This window comes from Sphingomonas sp. J315 (assembly GCF_024666595.1).
In the GTDB taxonomy this organism is placed as follows: Bacteria; Pseudomonadota; Alphaproteobacteria; order Sphingomonadales; family Sphingomonadaceae; genus Sphingomonas.
Window position 1 is genome coordinate 1324495 of record NZ_CP088296.1, and the last position, 15506, is coordinate 1340000.

The following is a 15506-nucleotide window of genomic DNA, read 5'->3' on the forward strand; positions in this document are numbered from 1 at the left end:
TCCGAACCCGCCGCGACGGTCGCGACGCTTCCTCGCGCGCCACCAACTCAAGCTTGGGAACAGGACAGATGACGATCGGCTATGATGTGGTGATCGTGGGGGCCGGACATGGCGGCGCGCAGGCGGCGATCGCGCTGCGCCAGGCCAAGTTCGAGGGGAGCATCGCGGTCATCGGCGACGAGCCCGAGCTGCCCTATGAGCGCCCGCCGCTGTCGAAGGAGTATTTCTCGGGCGAGAAGGCGTTCGAGCGCATCCTGATCCGCCCCGCTGCCTTCTGGGAAGAGCGCAAGGTCGAAATGCTGCTCGGCCGCCGCGTCGCCAGCATCGACCCCGAGGGCCACAGCGTCACCACCGCTGATGGCGCGACGATCGGCTATGGCCATCTGATCTGGGCGGCGGGCGGCTCGCCGCGCCGGCTCGGCTGTGGCGGCGGCGACGCCATGGGCGTCCACACGGTCCGCACCCGCGCCGATGCCGACCGGATGGTCGCCGAACTGCCCGACGTGACCCAGGCGGTCGTGATCGGCGGCGGCTATATCGGGCTTGAGGCTGCGGCGGTGCTTGCCAAGGCTGGCAAGAAGGTCGTGCTGCTCGAAGCGCTCGACCGGGTGCTGGCGCGCGTCGCGGGCGAACCGCTGTCGCGCTTCTTCGAGGGCGAGCATCGCGCACATGGCGTTGACGTGCGGCTGGGCGTCGCGGTCGACTGCATCGAGACCGTTGACGGCAAGGCGACCGGTGTGCACCTCAAGGACGGCGAAGTGATCCCGGCGGAAATGGTGATCGTCGGCATCGGCATCATCCCGGCGGTTCAGCCGCTGATCGATGCCGGGGCCGAGGGCGGCAACGGCGTCGCGGTGGACGGACATTGCCGCACCTCGCTGCCCGATGTCCTCGCAATCGGCGACTGCGCGCTCCACGCCAATCATTATGCCGACGACATGCCAGTGCGGCTGGAATCGGTCCAGAACGCCAACGACCAGGCGACCGTCGCCGCCAAGACCATCGCCGGGGTCGAGGCGCATTATGATGCGGTGCCGTGGTTCTGGTCGAACCAGTACGACTTGAAGCTCCAGACCGTCGGCCTTTCGACCGGCCATGACGCCAGCGTGGTGCGCGGCGATCCGGCAACGCGCAGCTTCTCGGTCATCTACCTGAAGGACGGCCACGTCATCGCCCTCGACTGCGTCAACGCGACCAAGGACTATGTCCAGGGCCGCAAGCTGGTGGTCGAGCGGCTCACAATCGATCCGGTGAAGCTCGTCGACGCGGAGACAGCGTTGAAGGAGTTGGCCGGCTAGGATCGTAGCTCCGCCCTTCACATGAGGGGGACTGGCGATCCGAAGTACCCTCGTGCCGGTGCCCGGGCATTCATTGGCCAAGTATCAAGGATCCCTTGGCCAAAGCCGAGACGCGCCTTGCCTCCGGCCTCTCGGATCCTCGGTTGACGCCACAAGTGCGATTGCCGCCGTCCCCCACAAACGCGCGCCCTCTTGAACCTCAACGAGTCGATTTCCTATTCTCGTTTCGAGCGGGGATTTTGGAAACGGAGGGACGAGAAATGCCCCGGCAAGACGCCGAATATTATGCGGCCCGTGCGAAGCAGGAGCGGGCCATGGCGGAGGCAGCGAATGATAGCTGCGCCCGCCGGACGCATCAGATGCTGGCGGAGCATTACCAACGCATAGCGGATGGTGCCTTGCGCGAGATCGGGCCGCTCGAACGGGCATAGTGTTGAGGATTACCCGCCCAGCTGAAATGCGCCCCCCACTTTCACCATAGAATTAATGGTTTACGAGATCCGAAAGCGGTCCTTTAATGCAACTGGCGCCGGCCCCCGGGAGCCGACGCCAGTACATATGATCAGATGACGGTCTATTCAGAGCCCTTCGCCGCCTTCTCGATTATGGCGGCGACGGCGGCCGGTTTCGAGACATAGAGCGCGTGGCTGGCCGCGACCTCCTCGACCTTGGCGCCGGCGCGGGCAGCCATCTGGCGCTGTGCCGCGGGCGGGATCATCTTGTCCTCGCTCGCCACCAGATACCAGCTCGGCTTCACCCGCCATGCGGGGGTGGTCACCTTGCCGTCCAGCGCGGCGACGCCCCAGGGAACCTGCGAGTCCGCCATGAACGCCGCGAGATCGGGGCGGACATCGGCGGCGAATGAGGCCGCGAACCTGACCTTGTCGAGGAACAGGAAGCCGTCCTTGGGCGGCAGGATCGGCGGCACAGGCGCACCCGGCACGGGGTTGGCGATCAGGCTCGACACCGACTCGCCTTTGTCCGGCGCGAAGGCGGCGATGTAGACGACGCCGGCGACCTTGGGGTCGGTGCCCGCTTCGGAGACGACCACCCCGCCATAGCTGTGGCCGACCAGGATCACCTTGCCCTCGGCGGCGGCGATCGCACGCTTGGTGACCGCGACGTCATCCTCGAGCGAGAGGGTCGGGTTCTGGACGATGGTCACCTTGTAGCCGTCCTTCTTGAGGATCTTGTAGACGTCCATCCAGCCCGAGCCATCGACGAAGCCGCCATGGACGAGAACCACCGACTTGACCGGCTCACCGGCCTTGTCCTGGGCGATGGCGGGAGCCGCACCCAGAGCGAGCGAGGCAGCGGCAGCGAGAAGCTTGTTCGACTTGGTCATGATCAGTCTCCTTCCTTAATTTGCTGCGATATTATTTATCGCGATAAATGTTTACTACTCTTCACATCGCGGCCTTGTCCAGCAGAAAATTATCGCGATATGTATTTTTGTGATAAGAGATTGATTCGGAAGTGAGGATTTGATGACCCAGACCACCAGCGAACCGCTGCCGCTCGACGCGCAGCTCTGTTTTTCGCTCTATTCGACGACGATCGCGATCAACCGGCTCTACAAGCCGATGCTCGATTCGCTCGGCGTGACCTACCCCCAATATCTGGTGCTGAGCACCTTGTGGGAGAAGGACGGCCAGACGATCTCGGCGATTGCCGACCGGCTGGCGCTCGAGCCAAGCACGATCACGCCGCTGATGAAGCGGCTCGAGGCCGCAGGCTTCGTCTCGCGTCAGCGCAACCCGAACGACGAACGCCAGGTGCAGGTGTTCCTCACCGCCAAGGGCAAGGCCCTGCGCCGCGAGGCCTCGTGCCTCACCGATGCGCTGCTCGAAAACTCCGGATTGAAGGTTGAGGAGATGATCGCCCTCAACGATCAGGTGCAGCGTTTGCGCGGCGCGCTGGGAGGAAAATCGTAAGCAGCTGCCGTGGCATTCAGCCAAGTGCCGGATCGATCTCCGAGCATATGCGGGCGACAAGCCCGATCCCGAGCAAACCGGCGCCATCTCAGAATGCAAGCTACATGCGAACCGGCGCTGGGTATTGGAAGCGGCAATGACCGCGAAGTAAGGCTTCAGATTGCACGCGACAGCTTTGCGCCTCGTTGCGGCCCTTTGAGCCAGACGGTTCAAGCTGGAAGACTGCCGCCAGTTCAGCCCGGCTGTAAACGCCCGTATTCATCCTCGTCCGCCGTGTCATCGATGATAGCCTCTGTGTGCATCAGACGGCGGTTCGCTGTTCGACATGGTGTCAACGGCAGCCTTCTGGTGAAGGAGGTTCCACATGACGACCCTGATTCCGGCGCAAACCGAGAAGAGTACTCGATCCGAGAGTATCGAGGCGGAACTCACCGCACTTGGGACAAGGCTTCGTATCATCAGCAACATTGAACGAGGATACGGGGTGGTTCCCGTACTCGAAGCTGGTGCGGTTCTGCTCCAACCCGGAGAGGTTGCGGTCTACAAGGAGGAGCGCCCCTACGAACTGGTGGCGGGTCTGTATTGCCTCGAGCACCAACGTCCTGTTGCGGACTCCCGTTTGCCCGACAGCCCGCGTTTGATTTCGCGTGAGGTGGTTTACGCCAGACCTTATTCCGGACCTGGCAAGATCGAGACCGGCAGCGCGTGGGAATATGTCGCGCTCCATTCTCAGGTGGTGAACGGTGCTCGGCGGTATGCGCGGCCGGAGGGTCCCATCTATCTTTGGGCGCTCAACACGCTGCTGTTAGGGCCGGTGGTCGGCATCTATGCGCCGGTCGCCTTCGCGGGGGAGTGTTGATCATGGGGCCGCTCCCTCTTCATGTCGCCGCCAGCGGCGAGCCGATTCCTGCGCTGCATGGCCATCGTTCCGAAGGGCCCGATATGCGCCACGCCCCGTCCATCCCCAACATGCTCGACGAACTCGAGCACTTTGTGCGCGACGAGGACGTAGTTGGATACACAGAGCGGTTTCGCGCGCTGCTCGACACGATCGGCGTCAACGTGTCGGTCGCTATCGAGCGCGACGGTACCGAATGCCTGATGGTCGGCAGCCGGTGCGATTCTCAAATTCGCCATCGGTCGCGCTGGATACATTTTCTCTTCGAACATTTCGATCGAGATGAGCAGCGACGAAGCTATTTGATTCGTCAGTTACGCAGGGAAGGCTGGTTCACGGACGATCGCCCATCCAATCCGCGCCAAACGACGGCCGCTATCCGTGATTTCCTGAAATTTGAAGGACGTATCCTGCTCGATCCGCAGGGCCATCTTGGCGAAGGGGGCGGCATTCCTCGCGCGATGCTGGAAGGAAACGCGGATGAAGTAGCAGCATGCAGGCAGGCGTGCCGTGCCTATTTCGACATTCGCCGACGTTGGAGTGCGGATCGACAGATCGAGCGTGTGGTTCGCATGCTGGGTCGTCAGATCGACAATGGCTGGATCGTTCTGGAGGCGCAGGCATGAGCAGGCAACTCTCCGGTTTGCGTGCTCGCTGATTGCTCGATGATAAGGGCGATCAATCGCTCCAGATTGATCGCCCTATTTCAATCGTTGGCGCCGTTATGCGCCTAGTCGCGGTCGTTCAGGAAACCATCCGTAGTGCTGGAAATGCTAAACGGGGTCGTTGATTGAAGCGGTGCGATGCCGAAGTGGCTCTTTAGGACAACCGTCCAAAGTACCAAAAGCCATTGCTCGGTTTTTGCTCGCCTTGCTCGCAACCGCTAGGCTTCTGGTCTTGCGTTGCAGGAACCGAAACTGTGGGGAGCAGGACTATATGGAAGTGACCACACATGCTTGGCGGTTCGAACGCGTCGATCCGACCGGCAAGCGTGAGGCGGTGGATCGTCCGCTCGCCCGCGAAGTGCCGGTCGCGCTCGAATTCAACGGTATCGGCTATGCCACCCTCATGGCGACGCCGGCGGATCTGGAAGACCTAGCCCGAGGCTTCGCGCTGAGCGAGCGCCTGATCGATCGCGCCGGCGATATTGACGATGTGGAAATCCATCCGGTCGAAGCCGGTTTCATCGTCCGCGCGTCGCTTGCCGCACACTTGTCCGATCGCGTCTTCGAACGGGTACGCCACCGCACGACGGATTCGTCCTGTGGCCTTTGCGGAATCGAGAATATCGAACAGGTGATGCGGCCACTGCCGCAGATCGCACAGCGCTGGAACGGATCGTCCGATGCGATCTTCACGGCAGCGGCGCTGCTCGATGGGCATCAGCCGCTCAACCGGGCCACGGGAAGCGTCCACGCAGCGGCGCGGTGCGCGTCCGACGGCACGATCCTCGCGGTGCGGGAGGATGTCGGCCGACACAATGCCTTCGACAAGCTCATCGGAGCGATGCTGCGCGAGGGCGCGGAATGGGATGGCGGGTTTGCGCTGTTGTCATCGCGCTGCTCATACGAGCTGGTCGAGAAGGCCGCGATCTCCGGTTGTCCGCTGCTGGCGACGATCTCCGCACCGACCGATCTCGCGCTCCAACGGGCACAGCAAGCGGGCCTGGCGCTGTACGTGCTGGTCCGCCCCGACGCCCTGCTGGCGGTCCGCGCATGATCCTCGGCGCGATCCTTGCCGGAGGCCAGGCCTCACGCTTTGGGAGCGACAAGGCGATGGCGGTGCTCGATGGACGCACGCTGATCGATCATGTTGCCCTCGCATTGTCGCGAGAGGTCGATGGCGCGATCGTCTGCGGACGGGCTTATTCGGGCCTGATCAACGTGCCGGACCGGCCCCACTCTTCTTTAGGCCCCCTTGGCGGCATCAACGCGGCACTCCGTTACGCCGCGGACAATGGCTTCGCAAAAGTGCTGACGGCGCCCTGTGATACGCCGCGCATCAGCAAAGACTTGCTTACCGCCCTGCTTGCCGCGCCGGCGCCTGTTTATTTGTCGTCCCTCCCCGTGCTGGGGTGCTGGCCGAGCGCGCTGGCTGACCAGCTCGACGCCTATCTAGACCAAGCCACCAATCTTTCGATCCGGTGCTGGGCGCACACCATCGGCGCGACCCTGCTGGACCGCGCGCCGCCACTGAATATCAACGCGCGCGAAGACCTGGACTTGCTGGCCGGTGGCGACTGATGCAGCGCCGGGCAGTTGCCTAGCCGCCGCATAGCCCGGTCAGCACGCGGCGCGACGGCGCGAAGAACACGGTGCCCGTCTTCGCCGTCGAGAAATCGAGCAGGCGGTCGTAGCTACCCGGCGGATCGCCGACGAACATTCGTTCCAGCATCTTCTCGATCACCCACAGGCGCTGGGAGTAGCCGATGAAATAGGTGCCGAACTCACCGCGCCCGGGGCTGCCGAACGGCATGTTGTCGCGCAGGATGTCGAGCTCCTCGCCATTCTCGTCCTCGATCGTCGCGAGCGACTTGTGCGACTTGCGCGGGGCGTCGTCATCGTCGATCTCGACATTGTCGATCTTGGTACGGCCGACGATCGCTTCCTGCTCGCCCGTCGGCACCGCATTCCATGCGGCAAGGTCGTGCAGATATTTCTGCACGACGACATAGCTGCCCCCCGCGAAATCGGGATCTTCTTCCCCGACCAATGCGGCGGTCGGGATATCGTGGCCGGCGGGGTTGGCGGTGCCGTCGACGAAGCCGAGCAGATCGCGCGCGTCGAAATAGCGGAATCCCGATACCTCATCGACGACGCGTACGGCATCGCCCAGCGCCGCGAGCAGCAGCCGTTCGAACTCAAAGCACAGATCAGCCCGTTCGGCGCGGATGTGGAACAGGATGTCGCCCGGGGTCGCTGGCGCCGCATGCACCGGGCCTTGCACCGGCTTGAACGGATGGAGCTCGGCGGGCAGCGATGAGGCGCCGAGCCGCTTCCACAGGTTGTGGCCGATACCGACGATGCAGGACAAACGCCCGGAAAGATCGCGGAATCCGACCGTCTTGATCAGGTCGTCAATCGCCGCGAGCTGACCGCGCACCTTGGCCAGCGCGGCCTCGCCAGCTGCCACCTCGACCACCAGGAACACCGCCGAACTCGACAGCGGGGCCGCGATACTCTGGGCATCGATCGGAACGCGCTCCCAGGTCTGCCCGGTCATCCCGCGCGGATCTCCGCTCCCCTGTTCGTGCGGTTCCACTGCATGCCCCCTCCCCTTCACGGTCATCCCGCCAGCACCCTGACCGGGATCGATTTGGCGGCGGGGGTGCCGCTAGTCCGGTCGTAATAATCCAATGGCAGCAGTGGGTTGAGTTCAGGATAATAGCCCGCAACTGCTCCGCGAGCCATCGGATAGTCGATCACGGTCAGGCCTCCGACCCGGCGCTCCACGCCGTCGCGCGCGATCGTTTCCACCGCGACGGTCGCGCCCGCCGCCAGCCCGCGTTCGGCGCGATCCTCGGCGTTCATGAACAGGACCATTCGGTCATTGTACACGCCGCGATAGCGATCATTATAGCTGTAGATGGTGGTGTTGAACTGATCGTGAGAGCGCACCGTCGCCAGCCGCAGCATCGCAGGATCGTCGACGATGTCGTTCACCTCCAGTCCGGGGAGCGGCAGGAAGTTGGCCTTGCCGTTTGGCGTGTTCCACACGCGGCGGCGCGGCGGCACGTCGAGGTGGAAGCCCGTGGGGTTCGCGATCCGCGCGGAGAACTCGGTATAGATCGCGGGATAGACCTCGGCGATCTTGTCGCGGATCAGGCCATAGTCCTCGATATAGCGCGCCCAGGACACCTTGCTTTCGGGCAGGGTGGCCATCGCCATGCGGCAGACGATCTCGACCTCGGGCATGAGGTCGGCGCTGGCGGGGGTCAGCACGCCGCGCGATGCGGTGACGTTGGACATCGCATCCTCGATCGTGACGAACTGTTCGCCCGCCGCCGTCTCGATCCGCTCCGAACGCGCGACCACGGGCAGCAACAGCGCCTCTTTGCCGTGGATCAGATGCCCGCGATTGAGCTTGGTGGTGATCGCGACGGTCAGGTTCAGCTTGCGCATCGCAGCATAGGAGCGATCGGTGTCGGGGATCGCGCGGACGAAATTGCCACCCATCCCGATGAACACCTTCGCGCTGCCATTCTCCATCGCCTCCACCGCCTCGACGGCATGGTGGCCGTGCGCGCGCGGCGGCTCGAACCCGAACACGTCGCGGACGCGGTCGAGATAGGCCTGCGACGGTTTCTCGTCGATGCCGACGGTGCGGTCGCCCTGCACGTTGGAATGGCCGCGGATCGGCGCGATGCCGGCGCCCGGCTTGCCGAAATTGCCGCGCAGCAGAAGGAGGTTGGCGATCTGCTGAACCAACCGCGAACCCTGCTGATGTTGGGTAATGCCCATGCCGTAGCAGATGATCGTCGCGTTCGATCGCACATAGATTTCAGCGCAGCGCCGGATCTGTGCCTCGTCGATGCCGGAAACGTGGACAATATCCGCCCATTCGATCCCCTCGATCTCGGCGCGGATCGCTTCGATCCCGGCGGTGTGGTCGCGCAGAAAGTCGTGGTCGAGCACGTTTTCGCCCGCGGCGTCGCGCTCGAAGATCGCCTTCATCATGCCCTTGATGAGCGCGAGGTCGCCGCCGATGCGGATATGGACGAACTCGCTGGCGATCGGCGTCGAGCCGAACGTCGCCATCTGCACCACGTCCTGCGGTTCGGTGAAGCGGATCAGGGAGCGTTCGGGCATGGGGTTGACCGCGACGATCGGCACGCCGCGCTTCCGCGCCTCGACCAGGTTAGTCATCATCCGGGGCGAATTGGTTCCGGGATTTTGCCCGATGACGAAGATCGCCTCGGCATGCTCGAAATCGTCCAGCACCACGGTGCCCTTGCCGATACCGATCGAGGGCGGAAGGCCGCGGCTGGTGGGCTCGTGGCACATGTTCGAGCAATCGGGGAAGTTGTTGGTCCCGAACTCGCGGACGAAGATCGAATAGAGGAACGCCGCTTCGTTGGGCGTGCGGCCGGAAGTGTAGAATTCCGCCTCATTGGGGCTGTCCAGCGCGCGCAGATGACGGCTGATCGTGGTGAAGGCACCTTCCCAGCTTGTCGGCACATATTTGTCGCTGGCGGCGTCGTAGCGCATCGGCTCGGTCAGGCGGCCCTGCATCTCCAGCCAGTAATCCGACTGTTCGTTCAACGCGGTGACCGTGTGCTGTGCAAAGAAGTCCCGCGTCACGCGGAACTTGGTCGCCTCGTGCGCGAGTGCCTTGACGCCGTTCTCACAGAATTCGAGCTTCTTCGTGCAATCAGCGTCCGGGAAAGCGCAGCTGGGGCATTTGAAGCCGCCGGGCTGATTCATCGACAGCAGCGCGCGCGAACCCTTGGTGACGACGCTCTGCTCGATCAGCACCTTCGCTGTTGCAGCTGCGGCGCCCCAGCCGCCCGCCGGGTGATGATATGGCGAATATCTTGGTTTGCCGTCCGCCATGACTCGATCTCCGAAAACACGTTCATCGTTGCATCAATCGCCGACAGCAGCAATCCGAGCCACGTAGATCAACACAGGACGTTCAAGCGGTTGACGAAGCCTCTTGAGGCCCTCGCCCATGGTACGGGGAACTCGGTCTATCCGCAGCGCGATATCGGCTTTGTCCAGTTTCAGACTGAACGCTGACAGAGCAAACGGCCGATTAGCCGCTAGGCGGCTCCCAGCGAAACCTGTTGGTCGGCAATGCGCCCCAATTCCGGACGTTCAGCCCGCCTGCGGGCGGTCCTGAAAGCAGTCGTTCGTTCAGTTGCTGGCCTGCGTCCGCTACTGGGTGGAAACGGGCTCTTCATAGTCAGGGCGCGAGTCCGAGTTCGTTCAGGATATGCGCCTCGGTCAGGCCGTAGATTCCGGTCCAGTGGAAGAGGAACCCTGACAGATCGGCGCTGCCTCTGGCCTTGCCAACTCGGGCGACGATAAGCAGGCACCACATCAGCGCTTCGCGACAAAAGACCGGCGCTTCGAACGCGGCCTGGAAATTCTGGACTAGACCAGAGATCGCCAGCGTCATGTTGCCCGCTATCGCGACCGATGTCGGCTCACCGCACGTCCACGAACGCAGTTTCGGATTTGGCTTACCCGTCTAGGCACCGGCGGGTTACCCAAAGCGGCCTGTTCCCTCACGGCAAGATCCTGCGGCAGCCGGGACGGACCGCTCCGCGCCCTATGGCCGCACAATTTCAATCTCAGCGTTCCCAAAAGCTGCCTTTCGTTTAGTTGTCCGCCGTCATGTCAATTTTCTCCGAGAAGCTGAGTCGCCTAGCGGAAACCATTTCGCTGGTGGGCGACCGCGGCGCGCGCGATATCGCGGAAGCAATCGCCAGCGGACGCGGCCGGCTAGCGATCGCGATCGGATCTGGCGGCTCGATGGTGGTGGCAGAGTATTTCGCCCGCTGCCGCACAACTCTTGGGCTCGGGCAGACGCTTGTCATGACGCCCATGCAACTCGCACTATCGATGGCCGAGTGGGACGGGATCGACGTCTGGCTCTTCAGCGCCGGTGCCAACAATCCCGACATTTCGGCAGCGTTCCAGGGCGCGGTTGCGTCGGCGGACGCGACGCACTTGGTGACGACGCGCGCCGACGGCGCGACGGCAATCGCCGCCGCCGCTCATTCCCGCGCTCAAGTCTTCGTGCTGCCAGTGGCCGACCCCAAAGACGGCTTCCTCGCTACCCATTCGATGATCTCGATGGTCACTGGGCTGCTGCTCGCAAGCGACTTGACAACGGAACGACCGCACGGCGCGGAGTTGGCCGCCATCTATTTGAACCTCTCCCGATCGGCGGTCGCCAACGGCGTCGACGAGGTCGCCAGCTTCCAGCCAGGCGACACGATGGTGATCGTGCATGATCCGCAGGTCGCCGCGGTCGCCACACTGATCGAGACCTCCATGTGGGAGACCGGCATAGCTCCGGTGCAACGCACCGATTTCCGCAACTTCGCGCACGGTCGACATGTATGGGCGGCGCGGCACCCTACAACGATGTTCACGCTGGCGCTGACGACCTGCGAGAGCGAGGCCGTCTGGCAGCCCATCCGGAGCGCCCTGCCGCTGGAGGTACGCGGTGGCGGACTGGCCGTCGGTCACGGCGGACGACTCGCCAACGCTGTGGGTATCGTCCGGGGCCTAGCCATCGTTGGTCATCTCGGCGGCATCGCGGGTGTCGATCCCGGCAGGCCCGGCCGGGGTGACTTTGCCGAGGCGATCTATGACGACGACGCCCTACAGGACCTGGTTACGAACCTGACTCCAGCCGTTCGTCACAAGGCAACGGCGAGGCTGCTCCATGATCCGGTCGATGACGGCGAGGTGTCGCTGTGCGCCATAGGCAGGGATCGCTTGCGCGAGCTGGGCGACGCCAGCTTCGTCGGGCTTGCACTTGACTATGACGGGACCGTGGTTCCGAACCAGCCGACAGAGGCGAGGCTTGGGCCGCCGTCGAAGGAGGTGATGGACGAACTGGTCAGACTCGTGGATGATGGCGTTCAGGTTGGATTCGCGACCGGGAGGGGCGGTTCGGCGGGTGAGAAGCTGCGCGAGGCCTTGCCGGAGAGAATCCACCAGCTCGTACTTATGGGATACTATAACGGCGCACATGTCCGCCCCCTCGACGTCGACATCAGCGAGGACCGGCCTATGCCCGATGAGCACGTCGCGAGCGTTGCGAGGTGGATCGCAAACTCCGGGCTGCTTCTCGACGGCGTCGCGCTCAAGGTGCGCGAGGTGCAGGTGACCGTGAACCACTCGGACGTCGTCGACGTCGCGAGCTTCGCCCAGCGGCTCGCTATATGCCCCCAAGTGGCCAACGGCAGCGTGCGGGTGCTGAGCTCGCATCACAGCTTCGACGTCGTGCCGCGCGGCACGACCAAGCTCAAGGTGGTCGAGGCGCTCGCCGGGCGCGCCGGCCGGCCGGGCGCTTCCGTCCTGGGTGTAGGCGACAGCGGTTCGCCATTAGGTAACGATCGCGAGCTACTCTCGGGGCCGCATGGCGTAAGCGTCGACAGCGTCTGTGGCAGCCATCTGGGCACTTGGACGTTGTTCGGCTCAAGGTTGCGCGGTCCGGACGCGCTTTCCCGGATTCTGCGCTCGGCGCGCGTGGACGGGGGAGTGATGTCGATTGATTTGGGGTCGCTGGACCTCGACCGATGTTGAAGAAGTGTGTACAAAACAGGAACGAAATGATTCGGCTTGTGGTTCGGAGAGCTCGATGAGCGAAGTAGACGTCGTGGGAACCGGCTTCACGGTGCTCGACCGCGTATATGCCGGTTCGCGGGCGGTGTCGGCCGAGGATCTCGGCGGCTCGTGCGGGAACGTGCTCATCTCGCTCGCGATGCTCCAGCGCAATGTCGCCCCTGTCCTCAGACTCGGCGAGGACGAGGTCGGAGTCCGTCTGGTCGGGGCCTTCCATCACGCCGGTGCCGAGACCCGCTACATCCACATGCACGGCGGCGTTAGATCGCCCATTCTCGCGCAGCATCTGCATGCGCCTGGGGTCCACACCTTCGCTTTCAGATGCCCCGAGACGGATATCGACCTCCCGCGTTACGCGCCGATCAACGGCGAAGACGTAGAGCGGGCGCTCCCGGTGATCACAAACTGCTCGGTCTTCTACGCCGACCGCCTCTCGACGGCGATCGTCGATGCTATGGAGGCTGCGGCCGAATCCGGCTCGGTCATCTATTTCGAGCCGTCCGAAGTCGGCGACGAGGAGCTGTTCAGGCGCGCCGTCGCGGTGACGGCGGTGCTCAAGTTCTCGGCCGATCGGCTGGCGGCGCTTGCCGGTCGTGTACAATTGACCGATGCGGTCGTGATGATCGTCACGCATGGCGACGCGGGTCTCGAGGTGCGGCGCGGTGCCGAGCGGTTTTGGTGCCGGTCGCAACCGGCGCCGCATGTGCGCGATACCTGCGGCGCGGGAGACATGGTCAGTGTCGGTCTGATCGACTGGCTGCTGACACATCGACACGCGGCCACCGCCGACCTGTCGATGTGCGACTTCGTGCGCGGCATAGAGGCGGGCCAGCGGCTTGCTGCAGAGAATTGTGCTTACGTCGGAGCACGCGGCATCTTCCGCGAGCGCGGTGCGGATTACGCCAGGTCGGTCCTGGCCGGTTGATCGCCGCTGTCAGGCGGCTCGCTTCACCACATCGTCGGTGCGCTCGGCCCTCAGCCTGTCGCGCAGTTCCATCAGCATCGTGCCGAGCATGTTACGGCCCTGTCCGTTGACCTCGCCCCACAAGCGATTGACCTCATTATCGACCGTGGCGGTCTCGATGAGGCGCGCCGAGCCGGTCGAGAGCAGCAGCTTGCGCAGGTCCTCATGCTGGGTGAACTTGGCGTAGAGCACGCCGCGCATCCGGTCGAACTTGGTCTGCGACCAGCCCGGGCTCACATCCCAATAATATAGGCCATGGGCGGCCATCGCGAGCAGCGCCGGCGACGGTGCTGCCATCAGCCACGCCTTGACCTCGGGCTTGCGAGCCTTGCCCGCCTGGTAAGCGTGCTCGCTGGTCGGGAAGACGTCGCCCTCGAACTCGATCTCACGCCGGTAGAGGTTGCTGAAGGCGCCGTAGGGCTTCTCGCTGGCTCGGTAGAACCGGATCTCCTGTTCGTCGTCAGCCATGTCGCCTCCTTGTAAATTTGCACGATATCAGTCATGCAAATCTACATGAAGCCGACTCGGAAGGAAAGGACTGAATTGGTTCGCCGCATGCAGGCCGCGCGCGGACGGCTCGGCCTGTCCTATGCGGCGCTGGGCGAGAGGGCAGGCGTCGATGCCAGCCAGGTGTCACGGATTTGCCGGGGCGAGTATGCAACCTTCAGTGACAGTGTCGTGCGGATCTGCACGGTGCTGGGCGAGCGGCTCCGGTCGGGTGACGCCGAACCGCTGCCCGCATTGCCCGCCGCGCGCCGCACGGATGCGGCCTGGGCGAAGCTTGAGCGCTCGGTGCGCAGTGCGTGGGACGAGACTCCTGCCGGCGCTGAACGGCTGGCGAAGGTGATCGCCGCCGTGGGGGGAGATCGGCCGCCGCTAGCCCTCGGTACGTTCCAATCGGACCCAATTTTCCTGTGGCGGCGGCAGCACTTCCCGCCCATATGTCGCACGACCTCGGGGGAGGGTCGGCAGGGAGGCAAACTAGGCGTGAGGAAGGATCTGGCGGAGAGCCTTCTCGCGAAGATCATGGATTGGTCTGACGATGAGAAGGCGGCGGAGCGCGCCTATCTCGAGAGCTTCGCGAGCTACAAATATGATGAGTACCAGCAGTTCTCGCCCGGCCGGCGGTTCATCGAGAGTCTCGCCTTATGGCTCGGCCAGTTCGACCCCGGCGCTAACCGGCGCGCCGCCTATGACTTCGTCCGTCGCCGCCTGCTGTTCATCTCCAATAACGAGATGAACCATCTGGTCGAGCTGACCTTCCCTACGGTGGTCCGCCCGATCCTGATCTCCGACACAGCGCAGGCGCTCGGCGTCCATCCTTGCCGCGTGAAGGCGATCGTGCGCGAGACGGAGTATCGTAAGCGACTACGCCAGACGCTGGTGCTAGGGCTGAGTGACGGCGCGCGCACCGACTGGTTCCGGCGGGCCAACCCACAGGAAATGTCGAACGAGCAAGTATTCCATGCCTACGACGTGTCGGATGCGAAGACCGGCGGGATGGTCGAGGACCTGGGCAAGCATCTCGGCAAGATTCTGGGACGCGACGCCACGGCGGAGGAGGCGCGCTTCCGCTACGTGGTGCTGCTCGACGACTTCACCGGTAGCGGCACCAGCTTCATCCGCGAAGACGGCAAGGGAGGCTGGACGGGTAAGATCGCGAAGATCGTCGCCAATCTCATGACCGCGGGGAATTTGGGCGACGCGATCGCCGACGAGGGCGTGAAGATCATCATCGTGCTCTACGTCGCAGCCGATCAGGCGATCGATCACATCGAGGAGCTATTGCCGAGTCTCGCCTTCGGGAAGGGCACGATCGCGTTCCACGTCATCCATAAGCTGGGCACGTCGACGCCGCTCGACGATGAACGCGACAAGGCCATCCTGAGCTTGGTCGGGGACGAGCGGTATTTCGACGACGACGCCGACGACGAGCACTCGAAAGTCGGAAAGGCGAGCAAGCAGTTTGGCTTCGCCGGATGTCGGTTGCCCTTGGTACTCGCTCACAACACGCCGAACAACTCGGTGTACCTGCTCTGGGCAGAGGAGGATCAGCGCGTGCTCGGCCTCTTCCCGCGCGTCAGCCGTCACCGGAAGCTTCAGTAGCCG

15 protein-coding genes are annotated in these 15506 nt (G+C 63.8%); 10 read left to right on the top strand and 5 right to left on the bottom strand.

All coding sequences use genetic code 11. The annotated features are described in order from the left end of the window. The first annotated feature begins 68 nt into the window (after positions 1-68). Together LRS08_RS06830 and LRS08_RS06835 are read left to right on the top strand one after the other, a co-directional pair. Complete coding sequence (locus tag LRS08_RS06830) at positions 69-1298, top strand: NAD(P)/FAD-dependent oxidoreductase (protein WP_257844383.1); 1230 nt, start codon at positions 69-71, stop codon at positions 1296-1298. A 260-nt stretch (positions 1299-1558) separates the two neighbouring features. Then, positions 1559-1729: a hypothetical protein gene (locus tag LRS08_RS06835; protein WP_257844382.1), complete on the top strand. Its 171-nt coding sequence runs from the start codon at positions 1559-1561 to the stop codon at positions 1727-1729. Between the two features lie 143 nt (positions 1730-1872). Here LRS08_RS06835 and LRS08_RS06840 read toward each other — a convergent pair whose 3' ends face one another. Next, entirely contained in the window at positions 1873-2643 is a 771-nt protein-coding gene (locus LRS08_RS06840; RefSeq protein WP_257844381.1) for an alpha/beta hydrolase, read from the bottom strand. A 142-nt stretch (positions 2644-2785) separates the two neighbouring features. Here LRS08_RS06840 and LRS08_RS06845 point away from each other — a divergent pair, with 142 nt between their 5' ends. The 5 genes from LRS08_RS06845 (at position 2786) to LRS08_RS06865 (ending at position 6373) form a co-directional block, all read left to right on the top strand. After that, positions 2786-3232 (top strand): MarR family winged helix-turn-helix transcriptional regulator, encoded by a 447-nt coding sequence (locus tag LRS08_RS06845; RefSeq protein WP_260481487.1) that lies wholly within the window; start codon positions 2786-2788, stop codon positions 3230-3232. Positions 3233-3596: 364 nt separating this feature from the next. Next, entirely contained in the window at positions 3597-4091 is a 495-nt protein-coding gene (locus tag LRS08_RS06850; RefSeq protein WP_257844380.1) for a hypothetical protein, read from the top strand. 2 nt (positions 4092-4093) lie between these two features. Then, entirely contained in the window at positions 4094-4756 is a 663-nt protein-coding gene (locus LRS08_RS06855) for a hypothetical protein (RefSeq protein ID WP_260481488.1), read from the top strand. Positions 4757-5072: 316 nt separating this feature from the next. Continuing rightward, a complete protein-coding gene (gene fdhD / locus LRS08_RS06860) occupies positions 5073-5849 on the top strand; it encodes a formate dehydrogenase accessory sulfurtransferase FdhD (RefSeq protein ID WP_257844378.1) in 777 nt (258 codons plus the stop codon). Beyond that, positions 5846-6373 carry a molybdenum cofactor guanylyltransferase gene (locus tag LRS08_RS06865; RefSeq protein WP_257844377.1) on the top strand — a complete coding sequence of 176 codons (528 nt, stop codon included), beginning with the start codon at positions 5846-5848 and terminating at the stop codon, positions 6371-6373. Before fdhD ends, LRS08_RS06865 begins: the two co-directional genes overlap by 4 nt. A gap of 19 nt (positions 6374-6392) precedes the next feature. Here the strand turns inward: LRS08_RS06865 and LRS08_RS06870 are convergent, their stop codons facing one another. The 3 genes from LRS08_RS06870 to LRS08_RS06880 form a co-directional block, all read right to left on the bottom strand. Continuing rightward, complete coding sequence (locus LRS08_RS06870; RefSeq protein WP_260481489.1) at positions 6393-7352, bottom strand: Dyp-type peroxidase; 960 nt, start codon at positions 7350-7352, stop codon at positions 6393-6395. Positions 7353-7414: 62 nt separating this feature from the next. Next, positions 7415-9682: an FdhF/YdeP family oxidoreductase gene (locus LRS08_RS06875; RefSeq protein ID WP_257844374.1), complete on the bottom strand. Its 2268-nt coding sequence runs from the start codon at positions 9680-9682 to the stop codon at positions 7415-7417. A gap of 352 nt (positions 9683-10034) precedes the next feature. Beyond that, complete coding sequence (locus tag LRS08_RS06880) at positions 10035-10250, bottom strand: hypothetical protein (protein ID WP_257844373.1); 216 nt, start codon at positions 10248-10250, stop codon at positions 10035-10037. A 218-nt stretch (positions 10251-10468) separates the two neighbouring features. Between LRS08_RS06880 and LRS08_RS06885 the strand changes: the two genes are divergently transcribed. Then, a complete protein-coding gene (locus LRS08_RS06885; RefSeq protein ID WP_257844372.1) occupies positions 10469-12394 on the top strand; it encodes an HAD family hydrolase in 1926 nt (641 codons plus the stop codon). 73 nt (positions 12395-12467) lie between these two features. Further along, a complete protein-coding gene (locus LRS08_RS06890) occupies positions 12468-13358 on the top strand; it encodes a PfkB family carbohydrate kinase (protein ID WP_257844371.1) in 891 nt (296 codons plus the stop codon). A 9-nt stretch (positions 13359-13367) separates the two neighbouring features. On the opposite strand, the gene LRS08_RS06895 is transcribed toward LRS08_RS06890, so the two are convergent. Beyond that, positions 13368-13865: an NADAR family protein gene (locus LRS08_RS06895; RefSeq protein WP_257844370.1), complete on the bottom strand. Its 498-nt coding sequence runs from the start codon at positions 13863-13865 to the stop codon at positions 13368-13370. Positions 13866-13898: 33 nt separating this feature from the next. On the opposite strand from LRS08_RS06895, the gene LRS08_RS06900 reads away from it, so the two are divergent. Further along, on the top strand, positions 13899-15503 hold the full coding sequence (locus LRS08_RS06900; RefSeq protein WP_260481490.1) for a helix-turn-helix domain-containing protein: 1605 nt from the start codon (positions 13899-13901) through the stop codon (positions 15501-15503). The last annotated feature ends 3 nt before the right edge of the window (positions 15504-15506 follow it).